Annotated in this window: 14 protein-coding genes; 9 read left to right on the forward strand and 5 right to left on the reverse strand. The window is 71.3% G+C overall.

Going from position 1 to position 22,233, the window contains the following annotated elements:
- Nucleotides 1-218 precede the first annotated feature (218 nt).
- Nucleotides 219-1,298, forward strand: coding sequence for a prephenate dehydratase (pheA, locus tag WMF24_RS40495; RefSeq protein ID WP_437732814.1), 1,080 nt, complete (start codon nucleotides 219-221; stop codon nucleotides 1,296-1,298).
- Between the two features lie 87 nt (nucleotides 1,299-1,385).
- Here pheA and WMF24_RS40500 read toward each other — a convergent pair whose 3' ends face one another.
- Complete coding sequence (locus WMF24_RS40500; RefSeq protein ID WP_437732815.1) at nucleotides 1,386-1,946, reverse strand: Uma2 family endonuclease; 561 nt, start codon at nucleotides 1,944-1,946, stop codon at nucleotides 1,386-1,388.
- 115 nt (nucleotides 1,947-2,061) lie between these two features.
- Here WMF24_RS40500 and WMF24_RS40505 point away from each other — a divergent pair, with 115 nt between their 5' ends.
- The 4 genes from WMF24_RS40505 to WMF24_RS40520 all read left to right on the forward strand — a co-directional run bounded on the left by WMF24_RS40505 (nucleotide 2,062) and on the right by WMF24_RS40520 (nucleotide 8,849).
- A complete protein-coding gene (locus WMF24_RS40505; RefSeq protein WP_437732816.1) occupies nucleotides 2,062-2,742 on the forward strand; it encodes a methyltransferase domain-containing protein in 681 nt (226 codons plus the stop codon).
- 95 nt (nucleotides 2,743-2,837) lie between these two features.
- A complete protein-coding gene (locus WMF24_RS40510) occupies nucleotides 2,838-5,084 on the forward strand; it encodes a glycosyltransferase (RefSeq protein ID WP_437732817.1) in 2,247 nt (748 codons plus the stop codon).
- A 13-nt stretch (nucleotides 5,085-5,097) separates the two neighbouring features.
- Nucleotides 5,098-6,516 (forward strand): DUF362 domain-containing protein, encoded by a 1,419-nt coding sequence (locus tag WMF24_RS40515; protein ID WP_437732818.1) that lies wholly within the window; start codon nucleotides 5,098-5,100, stop codon nucleotides 6,514-6,516.
- A 107-nt stretch (nucleotides 6,517-6,623) separates the two neighbouring features.
- On the forward strand, nucleotides 6,624-8,849 hold the full coding sequence (locus tag WMF24_RS40520; protein WP_437732819.1) for a DUF3160 domain-containing protein: 2,226 nt from the start codon (nucleotides 6,624-6,626) through the stop codon (nucleotides 8,847-8,849).
- A gap of 7 nt (nucleotides 8,850-8,856) precedes the next feature.
- On the opposite strand, the gene WMF24_RS40525 is transcribed toward WMF24_RS40520, so the two are convergent.
- Nucleotides 8,857-9,720 (reverse strand): hypothetical protein, encoded by an 864-nt coding sequence (locus WMF24_RS40525; RefSeq protein WP_437732820.1) that lies wholly within the window; start codon nucleotides 9,718-9,720, stop codon nucleotides 8,857-8,859.
- A 556-nt stretch (nucleotides 9,721-10,276) separates the two neighbouring features.
- Between WMF24_RS40525 and WMF24_RS40530 the strand changes: the two genes are divergently transcribed.
- Complete coding sequence (locus WMF24_RS40530) at nucleotides 10,277-11,467, forward strand: hypothetical protein (RefSeq protein WP_437732821.1); 1,191 nt, start codon at nucleotides 10,277-10,279, stop codon at nucleotides 11,465-11,467.
- Between the two features lie 365 nt (nucleotides 11,468-11,832).
- Here the strand turns inward: WMF24_RS40530 and WMF24_RS40535 are convergent, their stop codons facing one another.
- Both WMF24_RS40535 and WMF24_RS40540 read right to left on the reverse strand, forming a co-directional pair.
- Nucleotides 11,833-13,218: a sigma-54-dependent transcriptional regulator gene (locus tag WMF24_RS40535; RefSeq protein ID WP_437732822.1), complete on the reverse strand. Its 1,386-nt coding sequence runs from the start codon at nucleotides 13,216-13,218 to the stop codon at nucleotides 11,833-11,835.
- Nucleotides 13,219-13,283: 65 nt separating this feature from the next.
- Complete coding sequence (locus WMF24_RS40540) at nucleotides 13,284-14,492, reverse strand: cytochrome P450 (RefSeq protein WP_437732823.1); 1,209 nt, start codon at nucleotides 14,490-14,492, stop codon at nucleotides 13,284-13,286.
- 216 nt (nucleotides 14,493-14,708) lie between these two features.
- Between WMF24_RS40540 and WMF24_RS40545 the strand changes: the two genes are divergently transcribed.
- The 3 genes from WMF24_RS40545 to WMF24_RS40555 all read left to right on the forward strand — a co-directional run bounded on the left by WMF24_RS40545 (nucleotide 14,709) and on the right by WMF24_RS40555 (nucleotide 20,392).
- On the forward strand, nucleotides 14,709-15,659 hold the full coding sequence (locus WMF24_RS40545; protein ID WP_437732824.1) for a PAS domain S-box protein: 951 nt from the start codon (nucleotides 14,709-14,711) through the stop codon (nucleotides 15,657-15,659).
- A gap of 64 nt (nucleotides 15,660-15,723) precedes the next feature.
- Entirely contained in the window at nucleotides 15,724-17,262 is a 1,539-nt protein-coding gene (locus WMF24_RS40550; RefSeq protein ID WP_437732825.1) for an NCS1 family nucleobase:cation symporter-1, read from the forward strand.
- A 337-nt stretch (nucleotides 17,263-17,599) separates the two neighbouring features.
- Nucleotides 17,600-20,392, forward strand: coding sequence for a hypothetical protein (locus WMF24_RS40555; protein WP_437732826.1), 2,793 nt, complete (start codon nucleotides 17,600-17,602; stop codon nucleotides 20,390-20,392).
- Nucleotides 20,393-20,414: 22 nt separating this feature from the next.
- On the opposite strand, the gene WMF24_RS40560 is transcribed toward WMF24_RS40555, so the two are convergent.
- Nucleotides 20,415-22,007: an ATP-binding protein gene (locus WMF24_RS40560; protein WP_437732827.1), complete on the reverse strand. Its 1,593-nt coding sequence runs from the start codon at nucleotides 22,005-22,007 to the stop codon at nucleotides 20,415-20,417.
- Between the last annotated feature and the right edge of the window lie 226 nt (nucleotides 22,008-22,233).

A 22,233-nucleotide genomic window follows, 5' to 3' on the forward strand; every position in this document is an offset into this window, starting at 1 on the left:
CCGCGCCAGCGCCAGGAGTTCTTCCTTCCTCGTGGCTTCCTCGGCGATTTTCTCCGCCATCCGCTCCACGCGTCGAGCCCGCACGGAGGCCGCTTCGCCCCTGACGCGCGCCTCCGTCGCGCGCGTTCCGCGGACGTTCCCCGCGCCGAGGCGAGCCTTGCGCAGGGCCGCCCCCTGCGCTTTGATGCCCGCCGGCCCCTTCCGCGGTGGAGCAGCTCATGGCGACCCTGGACGAGCTTCGTGTGCGCATCGACAGCATCGACGACCGGATCCTCGAGCTCCTCGCCGAGCGGGCCGAGGTGGCCCTCGACGTCGCGCACACGAAGCGCGCCGCCAACGCCACGCAGTTCCACGACCCGGAGCGGGAGCGGCGCGTGCTCACCCGGCTCCAGGCAAAGGGCGCCGGCCGCTTCCCGCGCGACGCCATCCGGGTGGTCTTCCGCGAGGTGATGAGCGCCTGCCTGTCGCTCGAGGAGCCCATGAAGGTGGCCTTCCCGGGCACGGAGGGCGCCTTCGCCGAGGTCGCGGCGCGGCACCTGTTCGGGCTGGCCGCGCGCTACCGGGAGACGGGCACGATCGAGGGTGTCTTCGACGCCGTGCGCGCGGGCGAGGCGGCCTGCGGCGTCGTCCCTATCGAGAGCTCGACGGACGGGTCGGTGACGCTGACGGCGGACGCGCTGATCGAGAGCGACCTCCAGATCCGGCAGGAGCTCGTGCTCGACGTCGCGTACTGCCTGTTCAGCAAGGCGGAGGGGCTCAGCGGCGTGGCGCGGGTGCACGGGCACTCGCACGCGCTCTCGCAGTGCCGCCTCTGGCTCGCGAAGCACCTGCCCGGCGCGCAGATCGTGCAGACGGTCTCCGCCGCCGCCGCGGCGCACGAGGCCCTCGGCGACCCCGCCGCGGCGGCGATCGGGGGCCGCGGCGCGGGCGAGCTCTACGGCCTGCCGCTGCTGCGCGAGCGCATCCACGATCGCCCCGAGAACGCGACGCGCTTCATCGTCATCGCCCCGGGCGACGCGCCCCCCACGAGCGCCGACAAGACGTCGCTCGTCTTCTCCGTGCAGGAGGAGCCCGGCGCGCTCCGCCGGGTGCTCGCCATCTTCGACGACGCGGCGATCAACCTGACGCGGATCGAGTCGCGGCCGAGCCGGCAGAAGCACTGGGACTACGTGTTCCTCGTCGACCTGGAGGGCCACCGGAGCGACCCGCGCGTCGCCGAGGCGATCGAGCGGCTGCGCGCCCGCTGCGAGATGGTCAAGGTGCTGGGGAGCTACCCGCGCTCGACCGGCGCGCGCTGAGGCGGCACGGCGCGGCGCGGCGCCCGGCCGCCAGGTCCAGCGGGTGCCTGCTCGTACGGGCCACGGGCGCGGGAGGCACCTTCCGGGCTATTCGAACAGCTCGTCCACCCGGCAGGAGAAGCCGGGCAGGGCGTCGCCGCCGTCGAGCGCATCGCCGCGCCCGAGCACGCGGATCTGGTTGGGGGGCGTGAAGATCATCAGCCGGCCCGGCTCTGGATCCAGCACCCAGACGAGCTTGGCGCCGGCCGCGAGGTACTCCAGCGCCTTCTTGGCCAGCTCGGAGGCTGACTGGCTGTCTCCGACGATCTCGACCGCGACGTCCGGCGCCCCTTCGAGCCAGCCGTCGGCGCCGCGCCCCTGCGGCCTGCGATCCGACCGGACCATGGCCACGTCGGGGCCGCGCAGGATGTCCGGATCATGGCCCAGCTTGGTGCCTGGGTCGCCCACGGCGACGCTCCAGCCCGGGTGCTGGCGCGCATAAAGGCGGAGCAGCAGGCAGACATTGCTGGCGACCTCACCGTGTCGCCACGTGTTCTTCGTCACCGGCACCCACCTCCCCGCGTCGAGCTCTCCCGGTGCATCGTCTGGATCGAGGCGCGCAGCGGCCTCGAAGGTCATGGCGGCCTGTCGAATTGCGGCGTTGCCCATCTGCCGAAGTCCTCGCCAGAGGATAGCGCCACGCCCGAGCCGCAGGCCAGCCGCCTGCCTCCCGGGCCGCCGCGCCCCGGGTGAGGCACCGCCGCCCCCGTGCTATGGGGCCGCCATGCCGAACGTGGCCGGCGACATCGACGTGGAGGCGCTCAACGACCGCCTCGCCCGCGAGCACCCGATCGACGACTACTACGACCGCGCCCCGCTGCCGATCCGGTTCATCGAGCGCGAGCGGCTCGCCATCATCCGCGACATGCTCGGCGACTGCGCCGGCCTCGAGCTCGCCGAGGTCGGCTCGGGCGGCGGGCACGTGCTGCGGATGTTCCCGCGGGCGCGCATCACCGCGATCGACGTCTCCGACGTCTTCCTCGACACCGCCCGCAAGAACCTCGCCGGCTACGACGCCCGCTTCCTCAAGGGCGAGGTCGACAAGCTCGACCTCCCCGCCGCCAGCTTCGACCGCATCATCTGCACCGAGGTCCTCGAGCACACGGTCGACCCCGCCGCCGTCCTCGCGGCCATCGCCCGCCTCCTGCGCCCCGCCGGCGTCGCCGCCATCACGGTCCCGAACGACCCGCTCATCGCGCGGCTCAAGGGCATCGTCCGCCGCACGCCCGTCGGCTACCTCCTCCGCGACCGCATCCAGTGGGGCGGCGACGTCTACCACCTGCACACGTGGACGCCCGACGAGTTCGGCCGCCTCCTCGCGCGCCACTTCCGCGTGACCGAGCGCCGCGCGGCGCCGCACGGCGCGCTGCCGATCCGCGCGTGCTTCCGCTGCGTCCCCCTGTGACCCGCGCGGCGCGTCCAGGCCGCCCCGCGCGCGCCCCTCGCTCCGTTCACGCTCCGTCACAGCCTCCCCTTCAAGGCAAGCCAGGCGAACCCACAATGTCCGAACCCCGATCCGAGCGCGCGCCCGAGACGCCTATCGAGCTCTCCGTCATCGTGCCCTGTCTGAACGAGGAGCTGAACATCCCCGAGCTCGCCGAGCGCGTCCTCGGCGTCTTCCGCGCGGGGGGCCTCGCGGGGGAGCTCGTCCTCGTCGACGACGGCTCGACCGACGGCACGAAGACGACCATCCAGGCGCTCGCCGCCGCGCACCCCGGGCTCGTCGTCGGGTGCTACCACCCGCAGAACCGCGGCATCACCGCGGCGTGGCGCACCGGCGCGGCCGCCGCGCGCGGCAAGCTCGTCGCCATCATCGACGCCGACCTCCAGTACCAGCCCGAGGACCTGCTGCGCCTCCGGCGCGAGCTCTACGAGCACAGCGTCGATGTCGTCCAGGGCTGGCGCAGCGCCGTCGGGCGGCGCCGCGACCGGCGCTACCACCTGAGCCGCGGGCTCAACTACCTCCTCAACAAGACCTTCGGCATGTCGCTCCAGGACAACAAGAGCGGCTTCGTGATGTGCGCGCGCGAGGTCTTCCAGGACCTCCTCACGTACAAGGGCACCTACTTTTACTGGCAGTCGTTCATCCTCGTCGCCGCCCACGCCAAGGGCTACTCGTACAAGGAGGTCGAGACGCTCTTCGAGCAGCGGCGACAGGGCGTCTCCTTCCTCGACCAGCGCGAGGTGAGCGCCGTCGCCAAGTCCTTTTACGACCTCGGCAAGGCGGTGTGGGAGTACCGCGTCGGCCGCATCCCGGCGGACATCGCCACGCAGTACCTCCGCCGCCACCCGGTCACGGACCGCTCGCCGGAGCGCGATCCGCTCACCACGGCGAAATGGCGCGCCTACCTCGCCGCGTTCAACCACACCCACTGGATGATCACGCGCGACGTCGAGCACTACTACGAGACGCTCCGCAAGACGCAGTGGCTGACGCCGGAGCAGACGCGCGAGCTCCAGGACGAGAAGCTGCGGCGGCTCGTCCGCCACTGCTACCGCAACGTGCCTTATTACCGCGCGCGAATGCAGGAGCTCAAGCTCCGGCCCGAGGACATCCGCGGCCAGGGCGACCTCCACAAGCTGCCGTTCCTCACGAAGGCCGATATCCGGCGACACCTCTACTTCGACATCATGTCGGAGAACCACGACAAGTCGCAGGTCCTCAAGATCACGACCAGCGGCTCCACCGGCGAGCCGTTCGTCTGCTACGCCGACCGGGCGCAGCTCGAGTTCCGCTGGGCGGCCACGCTGCGCGCGCAGGAGTGGACGGGCTACCGCTTCGGCGACCCCACGGTGCGGCTGTGGCACCAGACGATCGGGATGTCGAGGTCGCAGGCCGCCCGCGAGCGCGCGGACGCGATCCTGTCGAACCGGACGTTCATCCCGATCTTCGAGCTGTCCGACGACAACCTGAGCCAGATGATCGCGCGGATCGCCGCCGTCCAGCCGGTGCTCATGGACGGCTACGCCGAGGCGCTCGATTTCCTCGCCCATTACGTCAAGAGCACCGGCAAGGTCGCCGCCCGGCCGCGCGCCATCATGTCGAGCGCGCAGACGTTGCCGCTGCCGAGCCGCCGGCTCATCGAGGAGGCGTTCGGCTGCAAGGTCTTCGACAAGTACGGGAGCCGCGAGTTCTCGGGCATCGCCTACGAGTGCGACGCGCACGAGGGCCACCACGTCGTGGCCGAGGGCTACATCGTCGAGGTCCTGCGCGACGGGCGCCCCGCCGAGCCCGGGGAGATCGGAGAGGTGGTGATCACCGATCTCAACAACTTCTGCATGCCGTTCGTGCGCTACCGCATCGGCGACCTCGCCGAGGCGATGGATCCGGCCGCGCCGTGCCCGTGCGGCCGGGGGGCGCCGCGCGTGGGCCGCATCGAGGGGCGGGTCCAGTCCATCATCCGGGGGACGGACGGGCGGTACCTGCCCGGCACGTTCTTCGCGCACTACCTCAAGGAGTTCGATCACGCGATCAAGCGCTTCCAGGTGGTGCAGGAGGAGCGCGACGCGATCACGTTCCGCGTGGTCAAGGGCGGGCGGTACTCGCAGCAGGTGCTGGACGAGGTGCTCGCGACGTTCCGCCATTACCTGGGCGAGCGGATGCGCATCACCGTCGAGTTCGCGGACGACATCGCGCTCGTCCGCACGGGCAAGCACCTCGCGAGCGTCTCGCGCCTGAACGTCGATTTCCAGCGCGCCGCGCCGGCGGTGATCCTGTCGCCCGGCGAGGGCGGCGCGGGCGGTTGAGGAGGAGCCCACGATGGCAGCGACGATGAACCGCGTCGTGACGGTATCGAGGCCCGGCGTGAGCTACGACGAGCGCGCGCCCTTCGGCCCGCCGAGCCCTGTCTACGAGGCCGTCGAGGCGCTCTTCCGGCGGCTCGGCCTCGACGCGGCCCGCGCCGGCACGCCCGCGTGGAACCCGCTCGGCGACCTGATCGCGCCGGGCGACCGCGTCATCATCAAGCCGAACCTCGTCTCGTCGAAGAACCTGCACCAGAAGATCACGGGCGAGCGGCTCGCGGCCTCGAGCACGCACGGCTCGCTCCTCCGGCCCGTCCTCGACTACGCGCTCCGCGCCGCGGGCCCGCGCGGGCGGGTGCGCGTCGTCGACTCGCCCGTGGAGGGCTGCGAGATCGAGAAGGTCGCTGGCCCCCTCGGCATCTTCGACGTCATCGATCACCTGAAGGCGCAGGGCCACGACATCGATTTCATCGACCTGCGCTATTTCCGGGTCGCGCCGGTGTTCGCGCTCGACGACGTGCGCCGCTTCGGCCGCTCGTGGAACCTCGGCCTGCTGCTCCGGCGCCGCCTGCCGGGCGATCCGCGGGGCTACCGGGTCGTCGATCTCGGCCGGGACAGCTTCTTCGCCGCCCCGGGCGCCCCGCGCAGCGCGGCGCTCCGGTTCCACCGCAGCCATTACACGACGCCGGTGCCGCACCACAGCGCGGAGCGGCACGAGTACAGCGTTCCCCAGACGCTCCTCGACGCGGATGTCGTCATCAACCTGCCCAAGCTGAAGACGCACAAGAAGACGGGGGTCACGCTCTCGCTGAAGAGCGTCATCGGGTTGACCAACGAGAAGTACTGGCTGCCGCACTTCACCGAGGGCGATCCGTCGGTGGGCGGCGACGAGTTCGACCGGCCCCAGGGCCTCGGCGACGCGGTGGAGAACAAGCTGAGCCGGTTCCCGCTCCCGGGCGACCACTCGCTCGTGGCGCGCGCGCCGCGGCTCGCTGCGCCGCCCAAGGTGATCGACGGCAGCTGGGAGGGGAACAACACGCTCTGGCGGACGATCCTGGATCTGAACCGCATCCTCTTCTTCGCGGACCGGGACGGCGCGCTGCGCGGGCAGCCGCAGCGGCGGTATCTGACGATCGTCGACGGCATCGTCGCCGGCGAGGGCGAGGGGCCGCTCGGGGCGACGCCGGTGCGCGCGGGGGTGCTGATCGGCGGGTTCGACCCGAGCGTCGTCGACGGGATCGCGTCGCAGGTGATGGGCTTCGATCCGGCGCGGATACCGCTCGTGCGGGAGTCGCTTGGCGGGGTGCTCTTGCCCGGGAGTGACCTCGAGGGGGTCGAGCACATCGTCGACGCGCACGGGCCCGCGCCGGCGTACCTGTTCAAGCCGCCGCGGAGCTGGCCGTCGCTCTTGCCGCGCATCGCCGGCGCGGCGTGACGGGGCCAAGGAAGCCTCTCCACGCCTGGCATGCGTGTTGCCGTTCGCCGTCCTCGGCTCTCCGATGATCGTGGCACACGATGACCCGGGGGAGCGGGAGGCATGACATGATGCGAACGACGATGACCTGGCTCGGGCGCGCGCCGAGCGTGACGCTACCGCTGCTGGCGCTGCTCTGCGCCTGCTCGAGTGAACCCGGCGGACCCGATCCCGGCGCCATCGCCGATGTGCCAGGCCAGGTCGACCCTGGCACGGAAGTCACGGTCGCCGCGCCGGCCGGTGTCGACCCCCTGATCCAGAAGCTCGAGGACGCGCGGCAGGCGACCGCGGACGAGCTGCGAGCGAGCCACGCGGTCGAGTTCGCGCCGGACCTCGGTTACGACCCGCTCACCGCGGCGAACCTCGACCAGATCCTCACCGCCTTCTTCCCGACGCCCGACGCGCCGAAAGAGCGCCTGTCGCAGACGGGCTTCGTCATCGGCCCAGGCCACGGAGTCTCGTCCTTTGCCCTCGGCTATTCCGAGATTTACCTGGCGGACCTGCCGGTGTTCATCAGCAGCGACATGGTGCTGGAGGCCATTTACCGCTCGCACGACAAGATCCTCCAGCAGCTGGAGAAGCAGGCGCTGCGGCCTCGACTCGAGCGCTTGCTGACCGCGATCCGCGGCGCGCTGATCGAGTCAGCCGACACGCTGGAGCCGGAGGTGGCGTCCGATCTGAACTTCTACCTGGGCGTCGCCGTGTCGCTCTTGAACGGCAAGGTCGACCCCCGCGAGCCCTCGGGGGTACAGGGCTTCGTCGAGGCCGCCACGCAGGCCACGGGGATCCAGGAGCGCGTGCTGTTCGGCGTGAAGCGGAACATCGATTTCTCCCAGTTCAAGCCGCGCGGGCACTACGCCGGCGATCCGGAGCTGGAGAGCTACTTCCGCAGCATGATCTGGCTCGGCCGCATCGACTTTCGCCTGATCGAGACGCAGAAGGACGGCAGCCAGCTCTTGCGGCGCAGGCAGGTCGAGAGCGCCGTCGCGCTGCGCCGGCTCCTCGACGACAGCACGTTCGCCGAGTACCGGTCGATCGACGCGACCATCAGCGCGTTCGTTGGCGAGCACGACTACATGACGCTTCAGGAGGTGGACGAGCTGCTCGCCGCGCTCGACGCTCCCGACGGGATCGCCGTCGTCGACGACGCGACCCTCGCCGGCGCGCTGGTCGAGGGCCAGTTCGGCGAGCAGCGGATCGCCAGCCACGTGATGAGGCGCCTGCCCGGCGGCCCGAGCACCTTCCCCCTGAACCTGAGCTTCGCCCTGTTCGGCCAGCGCTACACGGTCGACAGCCACGTCTTCTCGAACCTCGTCTACGACCGCCTGCCCACCCGCGTGGTGCCCGATCCGTTCGACGTGGCCTTCGCCGCGCTGGGCAACGACCAGGCGCTCGGCCTGATCGGCGAGGAGCTCGACGTCGAGGCCGGCTATCCCGGCGAGCTCTCCGCGCTGCGCGTGCTCGTGGACGAGCACCCCGCGCCGTACTGGGAGGGCAGCCTGTACACGAGCTGGCTCGGCGCGCTCCGCACGCTGTCGCCCGGAGCAGGCACGCCGGCGGCGGACCTGCCCGCGGTGGCCCGCAGTGAGGCCTGGGGCCGCCGGCTGCTCAACACCCAGCTCAGCTCGTGGGCGCAGCTCCGTCACAATAACGTGCTCTACGTGAAGCAGTCGTACACGTCGGACGCGGCGTGCGAGTACCCCGAGGCCTACGTCGATCCCTACCCCGAGTTCTTCGAGTCCGTCGTCCGCTTCGCCGAGCGCGCGCACGAGCTCACCGCCGGGCTCGACCTCGATCCGGGCTTCGGCAGCGAGATCCAGGGCTACTTTGCGCGCGTCGCGAGCATCAACCTCACGCTGGCCGAGATGGCGCGCGCCCAGCGCACCGGCCAGCCGCACAGCAAGGAGCACCTGGCGTTCATCAACCGGGCCGTCACGGCGAACGTGAACTGCGACGGGACCATCCTCGGCCACTCGGGCTGGTACAGCGAGCTCCACTTCGACCCGCTGCAGGCCGTGGAGATGGACCCGACCATCACCGACGTGCACACCGACATCGGCGGCGAGCTGCCGGTCCCTCGCCCGCCCAGCGTGCTTCACGTGGGCACCGGCTTGCCGCGCCTGATGGTGATGACCGTCGACTCCTGCCAGGGCCCCCGCGCGTACGTGGGCGTCGTCTCCGCCTACCACGAGGTCGTCGAGGAGGGCCTCGTGCGCCTCACCGACGAGGAGTGGAAGGACCGGGTCTACCGCGAGCCGGTCGTGCCCTGGCTCGCTCCGCTGGTGACCGAGTGAGCTCGGTTCAGTTCGCGACGAAGGAGCAGCACCCGAGGACGCAGGAGTAACCGTCGGAGCACAGGCTGTCGGCGCCGCAGGGCTCGTCGCAGACCCAGCCGGACCCGCCCTCGCCGCCGTCGGGCTCGCCGCCGCTGCCGCCGGTCCCGCCCGTGCCGCTGCTGCTGCTGGTGGTGCCGCCGTCGTGCGGGCAGCCGCCCGTGCCGCTGCTCGTCGTGCCGCCGTCGCTGCCGCCCGTGCTGCCGGTGCCGCCATCGCAGTCACAGCCGTCGCCGCCGCCCGTGCTGCTCGTGCCGCCGTCGCTGCCGCCCGTGCCGCCGGCGCTGCCCGTGCTGCCGGAGCTGCTGCCAGGGCCGTCCGTGCAGTGCTCGGGCCCGACACGCCCCTCGTTGAACGCGGTGAGCGTCTCGTTGAGCGAGACGGCGGCGTCGGCCGCGCTGCCTCCCTTGACGCCGTACGGGAGCCGGCCATCGGCATCCTTGCTGGCGGCCATCCACGCCTCGGCGTCCGCGAGCGCCCCGCCGAGGTCCGCGTCGCTCGCGCCGCTCGCCACGTTGAGCAGCGCGGCGATGAGCTGGTGACCAAGGATCAAGCTCTTGTCGCCCTTCGGGGCCGTCCGGAAGATCTCGAGGAGCTCCTCCTGGGAGTACTCGACGCCTCCGATGGTGAGCGACGACACAGGCCAGCTCTCCTCGTGGTTCTTCCAGTAGCCCTGGGTGAGCGTGCACCCCTCGCCCTCGGACGTGGGGGTACCCACGACCACGTTGCCGCTCCCCTCGCCCACGCGATCGCCGCCGGCGAGCCCGCAGCCGACGAGGGCAGTTCCGACAAGCGACAGGCAGCCCACAAGCATCATTCTGCTAAGCGTCATGACTCCTCCTGAAATTCCCCATCCAGCGGCGATCGATGCTCGCGACGAGCCATCGAGCGGCAGCGCGCACGTCAAGTGGTCGGCTTCGCGCCGAGCGGGATCCTCCAGCCTCCCTCGGCGGAGGCCACGATCTCCATCAGCCTGAGCTGCTCCCGCTCAGCACGAGCCGTGCTCTCGGTCCCTTCAGTGCCCGCCTCCGCCCGGCGCGGCTCATGTTTTTGTGGGTGCCTGCCGATCGCTCGTACGTTCGCACCCGACCAAAATTTTCCCGCAATATCGCATCAGCGGCCGAGCTCGCCTCGAGCGCACCTCCGCCACGCTCTCGCGACGGATGCCTCGACGGCGGGGTACGCCTCGTGAGCGCCCCGCGCCGGGCCGCAGGATGCGTGCGCCGCGGTGGGCCCCGCGGTCTCCCCTGAGCTACGCTCGGCTCGTCATGAATCGACACAGGATGCTCGGCGCCGCGATCGCATCCAGCGCGCTGCTCGGCTGTGGCCATTCTGGCGTTGAATGGGAGGGAGGCGTCACGTCACGCTCCGCGCACTTTCGCTATCACATGCGCGAAGACGATCCGAACGCATGCAGCGACGTCCACTCGGCCCTCGAGCGGCACCTGCAAGTGATGACGGCGGAGCTCGGGATCGACTGGCCAGAAGACGCCGTGATCGACTACTACAAGTTCCCGAGCATGCAGGAATCCGAGGAGCACTCCGGGTGCGGGGAATCCCACTCTTCGTGCTACTCGGGCGACGGAATCAGGTCGCCGTTCGCGATGAACACGCACGAGCTGATACATGCCTATACCATCCCGCACTGGGGCGACAGCGCAGCGATGCTCCGAGAAGGGATCGCGGTCGCGCTCTCGTGCCGGCCATGGGGCCGTATCGTCTCTGCTAGGCCCTGGCGGGACGTCTTCGCGGGGATCGACGACGCCAAGCTCTCCAGCTACAGGTACGCCGGCGCGCTGGTGACCCATCTGATCAGCGAGCGCGGTGGCGTGTCCAGGTTCCGGGAGCTCTATCAGAGCGTCTCGCTATTGACCCCGCCCGAGTACTTCGCGTCCATGTTCCAGCAGGTCTACGGCGTCGACATCGATACGGTCTGGTCGGCCGTGTTCTCGGGCGTGCAAATCCCTGCCTGTCTCCCCATCTGGGCCTGCGCGGCCGGCGAGCTCTCCGAGGTCGACCTGGTCGGGCCGACCTGCGCGGGGTCCGGAGAGCGCGTCTTCAGCACGGACACGCCGAGCGTGCTCATCACCGAGGGTCCGCCGCTGCGCGCCATCGCCTGCGACGGCAGCGGCCGCGAGGTGCTCCTGGGCGGCGCGGATCCCGTCTTCGGGACCGTTCGAGGGCAGCATTTCTGGCCTGCGCTCGGGGAGCAATTCGCGCTCACGCGGATCGGCGAGATGTTCGACATCGAGGCGCTCGCGGAGCCCACGCGCACGGAGCTCCGCGCGATCGAGGCGTGGTCCGGCCCGACGTGCGCCGGGTCCGAGCCCGTCCCGTTGCCCTCGGACACGACGAGCACGTTCGTGCTGCCGGAGGCCGGGCAGAAGGTGCGCGTGCTCGCCGACGGCGAGCGGCAGCTCGGCGCGACCGCCGACGGCTGGGCGGCGTTCTGCGAGGACTGTGGCGCTGGCTGCGTCGACGTGTTCGGCTCCACGACGCTCCCGCGGCTGGACAGCGCCGTGCTCGAGATGCGCGCGCCGCTCAGGCTCGGCGCCTTACGCGTGCAACCCGTGCCTTGACCCCCGGACGGGAGACGTCGCGCCAGGCGCGCGCCGGTGTTCAACCCACGCCGATGACACCGGCCTCCGACGGACAGCGGGACACGGTGGTCACGCCGCCGGGGGAGGTGTCGCGGGAGAGGCGCTGATCCTCATGAACCGAGTTCTGCTCTGCGGCGTCGCGGCGATGCTCGTCGCGACGCCCGGCCGTGGTTCTCACGACGTCGATTGGGACGGCGGGCGACGTCGAGCTCCGCGCATGTCCGATATCATGCGCGCGCAGGGGACGAGCACGCATGCAGCGACGTCCACCCCGCCCTCGATCGGCACCTGCAGCTGATGACCTCGGAGCTCGGGATCGGGTGGCACGACGACGCCGTCCTCGATCACTTCAGCCCGTACCGATCCATCTTGTTGAGCAGCCCCTGGCGCGACAGCCCGAGCCGCGCCGCGGCCTGGCTCTTGTTCCCCTGCGTCGCCCGGAGCGCGGCGGCGATCTCGCGCCGCTCGAGCGCCGCGATCTTCTCCTCCAGCGTCGCCCCCTCGGCCGGCTCGTCGCCGCCCGCCGCGGCGGGCGCGCCGCCGCGCCGCGCCGGGGAGAGGTCCTCCTCGAGGATCTCTCCCCTCCCCCCGGCCATCACGAGCGCGCGCTGCATCTCGTGCCGGAGCTCGCGCAGGTTGCCGGGCCAGTCGCACGCCTCGAGCCGCCGCATCGCGCCGGGCGATATCGTCGTCACGGGCGCGCGCGGCACGAGCGCCCGCGCCGTGTTCAGGAAGTGCTGCGCCAGCAGCGGCAGATCGCCCACCCGGTCGGCGAGCCGCGGCAAGGCGACCTCGATCCCGCGCACGCGCCAGTAGAGGTCGTCGCGAAAGGTCCTGCCCGCGACCATCGACTCGAGCGGCCTGTGGGTCGCCGACACGATGCGGACGTCCACGATCGTCGGGCGCGACGCGCCCACGGGCAGGATCTCGCCCGTCTCGAGCACGCGCAGGAGCTTCACCTGCAGCGCCGGATCCATGTCGCCGATCTCGTCGAGGAACAGCGTGCCCCCGTCCGCCTCGACGAACAGGCCGGGAGCGTCCTTGATGGCGCTCGTGAAGGCGCCTTTCTTGTGCCCGAACAGCGTCGACTCCAGCAGGGTCGGCGCGAGCGCGCCGCAGTTGACCGCGATGAACGCCCGGTCCTTCCGCCGGCTCCTCGCGTGCAGATAACGGGCGAACACCTCCTTGCCCGTCCCCGACTCGCCCGTGATGAGCACCGGCACGTCGGTCGGCGCCGCGCGCTCGCACAACGTCCTCGCCTCGAGGAAGGCCGGCGACTGCCCGAGCAGCGCCGAGGCGTCGCCCTCGCGGGCCGTGAGCGAGCGCTCGAGCTCCGCGACCCGGTCCTCGAGCGCGAGCCGCGCCGCCGCGCGCGCGACGACCGAGAGCAGCACGTCCGGGTCGACGGGCTTGGCCAGGAAGTCGTGTACGCCGCGCTGGACGAGGCGCAGGGCGAGCGGCGTCTCGCCCGCGCCGGAGACGACGATCACCTTGGCCGCGGGCCGCTCGGCGAGGATCTTGTCCGCGAGCGCCGCGCCCTCCTCGGGCCGCCCCGACGGCGGCAGCATGAGGTCGAGGACGACGAGGCGCGCCCCCGTCCGGCGGAGCTCCGGGAGCGCCTTCGCGGCGCTACCGGCCTCGGCGACGGCGTAGCCCTCCTGCGCGAGCAGCTCGCGGTAGGCGTCGCGGAACCCGGGATCGTCGTCGATGAGCAGGACAGTCTCGGTCACGGGTGACCGTACCGCGCCGCCGGGGCGCGGATCCAGGCCTCTCCAGCGCCCCGGCGCGCCGCGCGCTAGCTCGCCGGGCGCGCGCACCGGACCGGCATCGACTTCACGCCGCTCACCCAGTTCGAGCGGAGCCGCACGACCGGCCCGGCGAGCTCGAGGTCGGGGAGCCTGCGCAAGAGCTCCTCGAACGCGACCCGCGCCTCGAGGCGCGCCAGCGCGAGGCCCAGACACACGTGCGGGCCGACGCCGAAGGAGAGGTGCTCGTTCGGCGTCCGGCCGACATCGAATCTGTGCGGATCCCTGAACACCGCCTCATCGCGGTTGGCCGAGACGTACCACAGGACCACCTTGTCCCCGGCCGCGATCCGCTTCCCACCGACCTCGGTGTCCCGCACCGCCGTGCGCCGGAAATAATAGACGGGCGGCGAGAAGCGCAGCATCTCCTCGATCGCGGTCGGGAGGAGCGAGGGATCGTCGAGCAGGCGCCGGCGCTGGTCGGGGTGCTCGAGCAACGCGAGCATCCCGTTGGAGATGAGGTTCTTCGTCGTGTCGTGGCCGGCGGTCAGCAGCAGGTTGAAGAAGCCGCCGAACTCCGTGTACGAGAGCTCCTCGCCGTCCACCTCGGCGGCCATGAGCAGGCTCAGCATGTCGTCCCTCGGCTCCCTCCGCCGCTCCTCGGCGAGCTCGTGGGCATAGGCGTTCATGTTGTGGAGCACCGTGTTCAGCTCCTCTTTCGTGACGCCGAGGTCAGGGTCGCTGGCCCCGAAGAAGCGCGTCGTCCAGTCGAGCATCTGCCCCTGATCCTCGCGGGGGACGCCGAGCATCTCGAGGATGACGACCAGGGGGAGCTTGCCCGCGAGCTCGCTGGCGAAGTCGCACCCGCCGCGCGCGCAGACCTCGTCGATGAGCCCCGTCACGAGCTTCCGCACGTGCCCCTCGAGCCGCTGGATGACACGGGGCGTGAACCCCTTGTTGACCAGCGCGCGGAAGCGGGCGTGTCGGGGCGGGTCCATCATGATCATGACGTCGGGGTTGTCGCGCATGTCCCCCGGCTGGAAATCCTCGATGAAGAGGCCGCGCCCGGAGCAGAACGCGGCCGGGTCGCGCGAGATGCGGGCGACGTCGGCGTGCCGCGTGATCGCCCAGAACCCCCTGCCCGCGGGCTCGGGGTGCCAGTGGACGGGGGCCTGCCGGCGCAGGATCTCGAAGCGATCGTGCGGCGCGCCCGCCAGGTAGAGGTCTGGATCGAGGACATCGATGGTTTCAGGGGTCATCCCGGGAGAATATCCTCACCGGCTCCGCACGTGTGACGAGCGTCACATGACGCAACGGTGCGCTCGGGTACGCCGACCTCGCGTGGAGGTCGTGCGGGGTCGGAGGCGATGCGCGCAATGAGCCGGCGTCCGAAGTTCGCCCAGGGTAGCCGTGCTTTTGGTACGCTGCCTCGGACGAGCGCCGCCTTCCATCTGCGCTTGAAGGAACACGGGATCATGAACGAGGGGGATGCGATACCCGGCACCGCGCCAGCGTCGGAGCTGGAGAGGCTCCGTCGGCGGAACGCCGAGCTCGAGCAGGAGCTCGCCGAGAAGCGGCGCGTCGAGGCCGCCCTGCGGGAGAGCGAGGCCCGCTACCGGGGCATCGTCGAGGACCAGACCGAGCTGATTTGCCGCTTCCGGCTGGATGGCACGCTGACCTTCGTCAACGACGTGTACTGCCGGTACTTCGACAAGACGCGGGAGGAGCTGGTCGGTCATCACTTCACGCCGCTCGTCCCCGACGAGGACCAGCTGCTGCTCGACCAGCAGTTCGCGAAGCTCGGCCCCGAGAACCCCATCGTCCACACCGAGCACCGGGTCGTGTGCCCCGACGGATCGATCCGCTGGTTGCACTGGACGAACCGCGCCCCGCTCGGCGAGGGGGGGCCGCTCGCCGAGTTCCAGGCGATCGGCGTCGACGTCACCGATCGCCGCAAGGCGGAGGACGAGGTGAGGCGCCTCAACGCCGAGCTCGAGCTGCGCGTCGCGGAGAAGACAAGGAGGCTCGAGCAGATGGTCCGCGAGCTTTCGGCCCCGCTCATGCCGGTGGCGGATCAGGTCATCGCGATGCCGCTGATCGGCCTCGTCGACGGCGAGCGCGCCGCGGCGGCGCTCGAGACCCTCCTCCACGGTATCATCGCGCACAACGCAACGACGGTGGTCCTCGACATCACCGGCGTCAGCGTCATCGACGCCCAGGTGGCTGACGCGATGGTCCGGCTGGCCAGGGCGGTGAGGCTCCTCGGCGCCACGGTGGTGCTCACGGGCATCCAGCCGCGCATCGCGCAGACGCTCGTCGAACAGGGCGTCGGTGTAGGCGGCGTCGTGACGCTCCGGACGCTGAAGGAGGGTATCGCGTTCGCGCTGCGGCGCGGCCCCGCCGGCGCTCGGCCGCCGGCCCGCTGACGCTGCGCCTGTCCTCCATTATCCAATATCCGGCCTCTCGCCCTGTCGTGTAGCCTCATCGATCATGGCGCAGATGCACACGACCGCCCGACCCGACGTGGAGCCAGCAGCGAATGGCAATGCCAGCGACGCCGTCCACGCGATGGAAGGAGGGTTCGACCCCCGCACCATCAACGAGGACATCGCGCCCGTGCGCTCGGACCAGCGCCGGTGGGGGATGAAGGACATCGCCGCATTGTGGGTATCCATGTGCGCCTGCACGCCGACCTACATGCTCGCCTCGGGCCTGATCGCCGAGGGGATGAGCTGGGTCCAGGCCGTGCTCACGATACTCCTCGGCAACATCCTCGTGCTCCTCCCCATGATCCTCAACGCGCACGCGGGCACGAAGTACGGTATCCCGTTCCCCGTCTACTGCCGGAGCGCCTTCGGCGTCCGGGGGGCCAACGTGCCCGCGGTGCTGCGAGCGCTCGTGGCCTGCGGCTGGTTCGGGATCGGGACGTGGCTCGGCGGGTGGGCCATCTACAAGATTGTCGCCGTCTTCGCGCCGTCGATAGAGCAGATGCCGGCGACGTCGCTCGGCGTCAACGCCCCACAGCTCGCCTGCTTTCTGCTGTTCTGGGGCGTCAACGTCTGGATCATCCACATGGGCATCGAGTCGATCCGGATCCTGCTCAACATCAAGGCGCCCCTGCTGGTCGCCCTCGGCCTGTTGCTGCTCGGCTGGGCGTACCTCCGCGCCGGCGGGTTCGGCCCCATGCTCGAGAAGCCCTCGGCGTTCGCGCCGGGGCAGCCCAGGGAAGGCCAGCTCTGGAGCTTCTTCTTCCCCGCGCTGACAGGGATGGTCGGCTTCTGGTCCACCCTGGCGCTCAACATCCCTGACTTCACGCGCTACGCGCGCTCGCAGCGCGATCAGATCCTCGGGCAGGCCGTCGGCCTGCCGCCGACCATGGCGTTCTTCTCGTTCATCGGCGTCGCCGTTACCTCCGCCACGGTCGTCATCTACGGCGAGACCCTCTGGGACCCGGTCGTCCTGCTCGCGCGCTTCGAGAGCCCTGTCGTCCTGATCGTCTCGCTCGCGGCGCTCAGCATCGCCAACCTCGCGACGAACATCGCCGCGAACGTGGTGAGCCCGGCCAACGACTTCTCGAACCTCTGGCCGTCACGGATCTCCTTCCGGACCGGCGGGATCATCACCGGCATCATCGGGATCCTGATGCAGCCGTGGCGGCTCGTCAGCGACCCCACGGGGTACATCTTCACCTGGCTCGTCGGCTACTCCGCGCTGCTCGGCCCCGTCGGCGCGATCCTGATCGCGGAGTACTACGTGATCCGGAGGACCAGGCTCGATCTCGTCCAGCTCTACCGGCGGGAAGGGCCCTACTGGTACGCGAACGGGTGGAATCCGATCGCGATCGTCGCCCTCGTCGCCGGCGTCCTGCCCAACTTGCCTGGCTTCCTCGGCACCATCAACGTCGTGACGGTCTCCGGCGCGTGGATGAACCTCTACCATTACGCCTGGTTCTCGGGCTTCGCGATCTCGTTCGTCGCCTATGTCGCGCTCACGCTGATGCGCCGCCCCGCCGCGCGCGCCGCGGCTTGATCCCCGCCTCCCGCGCCGCGCCGCGGGGCCCGCCCCGGTAGAGACCGGAGCCAACGACGCACGATGACGCGCGGCGCACGCCGCCGAGAGGGCGCGCGCTCCTCACGACAGCGGCTGGACGCCCTCGCGACCGCGTCCTTCCTGTGGGCCAGGAGCCCACCGCGGAAGACCTGTAGCACATCGTGGAGCGCTCTGTTTCCCGCCCCGATTCCGAGGCGTCGTCGCCATGGAAAGGTGTCTTACCGAACAACCCAATCGTGATTTGATTCTTCTCTCTTGCTCGGCGGCCGAGTTTTTATGTCATCTTTGTATGTTCCCCTCAGCCTCCGAGGTGCCCATGATGAAGTCCGTTCTCCGGTCGCTCCCGGCGCTCGTCCTCGCCGCCTGCAGCGACACAGGCACGCCTTTCGACGAACCCCGAGCCGCCGAGAGCGCCCCGAGCGCGCTCTCCGGCTCCCCGTCCTCCCCGTCCTATACCCTCTTCGAGAGCGGCCAGGTCCGCCCTCTCGCCCTCTCGCCCGACGGGTCGACGCTCTTCGCCGTCAACACGCCCGATAACCGGCTGGAGATCTTCAAGGTCGAGCGGGGCGGGCTCGAGCACCGCGGCTCGGTCGCCGTCGGCCTGGAGCCCGTCGCCGTCGCGGCCCGCAGCGATGACGAGGTCTGGGTCGTCAACCACCTCTCCGACAGCGTGAGCGTCGTCGACGTGTCGAGGCCCAGGAGGCCCCGCGTCGTGCGCACCCTGCTCGTCGGCGACGAGCCGCGCGATATCGTCTTCGCGGGCGCCGGCAAGGGCCGGGCGTTCATCACCACCGCGCACCGCGGCCAGAACAGCCCCGTGGACCCGGCGCTCACGACGCCCGGCGTGGGCCGCGCCGACGTCTGGGTCTTCTCCGCGGCGAGCCCGAGCGCGGCGCCGCTGACCATCGTCACCCTCTTCAGCGACACGCCGCGCGCGCTCGCCGCCACGCCCGACGGATCGCGCGTCTACGCGGCGGCCTTCCACTCCGGCAACCGCACGACGGTGGTGGAGACCAACGTGGTGAACCTGGGCCTCGGCCTTCCCCCGCCGACGACCAACGCCGCCGGGGCCGCGCAGCCCTCGGCGCCGCTCATCGTCAAGTTCGACGGCCAGCACTGGGTCGACGAGCTGAATCGCTCCTGGGACGACAAGGTGAACTTCGCGCTGCCCGACAAGGACGTCTTCGTCCTCGACGCCCTCGCCGACCCGCCCGCGCTCGTCGCGGGCGCCGCGGGCGCCTTCGGGGGCGTAGGCACGGTGCTCTACAACATGGCCGTCAACCCCGTGAGCGGGCGCGTCTACGTGGCCAACACGGAGGCGTTCAACGAGCAGCGCTTCGAGGGCGCCGGCGTCTTCGCGGGCCACTCCGTGCGCGGCCGCTTCAACCACAACCGCATCACGGTGCTCGACCCGGCGACGGGCAGCGTGACCCCTCGGCACCTGAACAAGCACATCGACTACAGCGCGTGCTGCGCCCCCGTCCCGAACGCCGAGAGCCGCAAGAGCCTCGCGCTGCCGCAAGGCATGGCCGTCTCGGGGAACGGCAAGAGGCTCTACGTCGCCGCGCTCGGCTCGGACAAGATCGGCGTCTTCTCGACCGCGGCGCTCGAGGCCGACACCTTCGTGCCGAGGCGCGCGCGCCAGATCCCGGTCTCCGGCGGCGGGCCGACCGGCGTCGTGCTGGACGAGGCGCGCGACCAGCTCTACGTGCTCACGCGCTTCGACAACTCCATCTCGGTCATCGACACCGATGTCCGGGCCGAGGTGGCGCACGTCCCCATGCACAGCCCCGAGCCGGAGAGCGTGGTCCGCGGCCGCCGCTTCCTCTACGACGCCTCGTTCTCGTCGAGCCACGGCGACTCGGCCTGCGCGAGCTGCCATGTCTTCGGCGACACGGACAGCCTGGCGTGGGACCTCGGCGATCCGGACGCGATGACCGCGCCGATGCCGGGCCCGTTCGCGCTCGATCCGACGCTCTTCGGCCAGCCCGCCGAGTTCGCCGCGCTCAAGGGGCCGATGACGACGCAGACCCTGCGCGGCATGGCCAACCACGGTCCGATGCACTGGCGGGGAGACCGCACCGGCGGGAACGACGCGCCGAGCGCGCAGCCGGACAGCGGCACCTTCGACGAGGTCGCGGCGTTCAAGAAGTTCAACGTCGCCTTCGTCGGCCTGCTCGGGCGCGACGCGCCCATCCCCGAGCCGGACATGCAGGCGTTCACCGATTTCGTCCTCCAGATGATGTATCCGCCCAACCCCATCCGGCGGCTGGACAACTCGCTCACGGCCGATCAGCAGGCGGGCAAGGCGTTCTTCACCCTGCCGCTCAGCGAGGGCGGCCCCTGCGCTTCATGCCACGTGCTCGATCTCACGGGCAACGCAGAGCATGGAGTCCAGTTCCCCGGCTTCTTCGGGACCGACGGGCGCTACACGTTCGACTTCATCTTCCAGAGCTTCAAGGTCGCCCAGCTCCGCGGCCTCTATGCGAAGGTGGGCATGTTCGGCATGGTGCAGAACCCCCGCTTCAACAACCGCGACCACGCGTTCCAGGGCGATCAGATCCGCGGGTTCGGCTTCGCCCACGACGGGACGGTGGACACGATCTTCCGCTTCCACGATCAGGGCGGCTTCAACGAGGCCCCGGGGATCGCCGGCTTCCCGCCGGGCGAGGCGGGCGACGTGTTGCGGCGGCAGGTGACCGACTATCTGCACGCCTTCGAGAACAACCTCGCGCCGATCGTGGGCCAGCAGGCGACGCTCGCCGGCGTCGGCGACGCGGCGGCCGAGCAGCGCGTCGACCTCCTGATGGCGCGCGCCGAGGCGGGCGAGTGCGATCTCGTGGTGAAGGGCCGCATGGGCGGCGAGGAGAGGGGCTTCCTCTACAAGGGCGACGGCACGTTCCGCCGGAACAGGGTCGGGAGCGCGGCGATCGGCGACGCGGCGCTGCGCCAGCGCGCGGCCGAGGGGATCGCGCTGACCTACACCTGCGCGCCGCCGGGCACGGGGGTGCGGATGGCGCTCGACCGCGACGGCGACGGGGCGCTCGACGGCGACGAGGAGGACGCGGGGACCGATCCGGCCGATCCGGCGAGCACGCCGCCGGCCTGAGCCCGAGCGGCCGCTCCCCGCTTCACCCCGCCGCCGCGGCCCTCTCCGGCCACCGCGCCTCGAAGCGCGCGCCGCCCCCCGGCGCGCGCTCGTGGCGCAGCGCGCCCCCGTGCCGCTCCAGCCAGCGCGCCGCGACGGCCAGCCCGAGGCCGGTGCCCGGGTGCTTCGCGTCGCGCCCGCGCCCCGTCACGAACGGCTCGAACAGCCTTGCCTCGATCTCCTCGGGCACCCCGGGGCCGTTGTCCTCCACGCGCACGACGACGACGCCGCCCTCGCCGCGCGCGACGCGGGCGCGGATCCGCCCCTCGGCGCTCCCGTCGAGCGCGATGGCCGCGTTCTGCAGCAGCGCCGTGGCGACGTCGAGGAACGCCCCGCGGTCGGCCTCGACGAAGATCGCCTCGCCCGCCTCGGACGCGATCTCGATGGGCGGCGCGCCCTCGCCGACGATCTGGCGCACGTGGGTCGCCGCGAGCCGCAGCGTGGAGAGCACGTCGACCTCGCTCACCTCGAGCGGCCGCGGGCGGCTGTAGCGGAGCAGGTCGTCGAGGAAGCGCCGCGCCCGGTCGACCTGGGCGCGCAGCGAGGCCACGGTCTCGGGCTTCGCGCCCTGCCGCTCGAGGAGCTTCGCCTGCGCGGCGATGACGCCGAGCGGGTTGCGGATCTCGTGCGCCACGGCGCTCGCGAGCCGCCCGAGCTCGGCGAGCCGCTCGGCCTGGTCGGCGCGGACCTCGACGCGCTCGACCTCGTCGGCGAGGTCGCGGACGCCGATCGGCCTGTCGAAGAGCCGGCGCCCGAGGTGCTCGACGACGAGCATGCGCAGCGGATCGAGCGGGAGCGCGGCGAGGAACACGACGAAGGCGAGCCAGGGGAGCGACGCGCCGCCGCCGGGCGAGAGGTACGGCAGGAGCTTGAGCAGCGCGATCAGCCCGAAGGTGGACAGGAGCGCCGTGAGGGCGGCGTAGGCGAGCCCCTGCATGACGACGCGGCGGGAGCGCCCCAGCTCGCTGCTCAGCACGGCGTAGGCGACAAGCAGGATCGCGGCCAGGAGGAGCGGCGCGGCGACGATCACGTCGCCGAGCCCGGTCACGCGCAGCACGACGACGAAGCCGCCGCCGAGCGTCGCGAGCACGCTGCCGAAGAAGAGGGCGGCGAGGCGCCGCTGCTGGAGCCCGCGGGCCGCGAGCACCGCGCGCGCGACGTGGACGTCGATCGCGATCGCGGCGGCGCTCATGACGACGGCGAGCGGGAAGAAGAGCGGGCCCGGCGAGCGGGCGGCGGGGCCGTAGAGCAGGCGCGGGGAGACGGCCCCGAGCAGCGCGACCGCGGCGCTCACGGCGTAGGCGACGACGACGGGGCGGCGCGAGGTGCCGGCGACGTCGGCGTGGGCGTGCGCGAGGCCGGCGGCGAGGATGATCCCGCTCGGGAGGACGCGCTCGGCGAGGCGGACCGTGCTGTCGGTCTCGAGCAGGATGAGCCCCGTGACCCAGAAGGCGAAGAAGAAGCAGAGGGCGACGAGGCCGCGGCCGACGTTGCGGCCGAGGCGCAGCGCGGTGACGGCGACGGTCACGACGGCGGCCCAGAGCGGGTAATAGGCGAGGGCGACAAGCGGTCTCACGGGGCCTCGGCGGGGTGGGGGCCGTCAAGATAGCGCTGGCGGCGGCGGGGGCGCGAGGTGGCGCGAGGTGGCGCGAGGTATCCAGCGCGTGGACAGGGGGGTGTCCACGCGCTGGGCGCGGGATGGGGGCGAGGCGGGGGAGAGATGGGCCCGAGCGCGCGGCGGGGGCGCGCCGGAGCCGCGTTTTGGCGCGGATCCTGGCGTGGCACGAGGGCTGCTGAGGGGT

The organism is Sorangium sp. So ce1335 (assembly GCF_051521615.1).
In the GTDB taxonomy this organism is placed as follows: domain Bacteria; phylum Myxococcota_A; class Polyangia; order Polyangiales; family Polyangiaceae; genus Sorangium.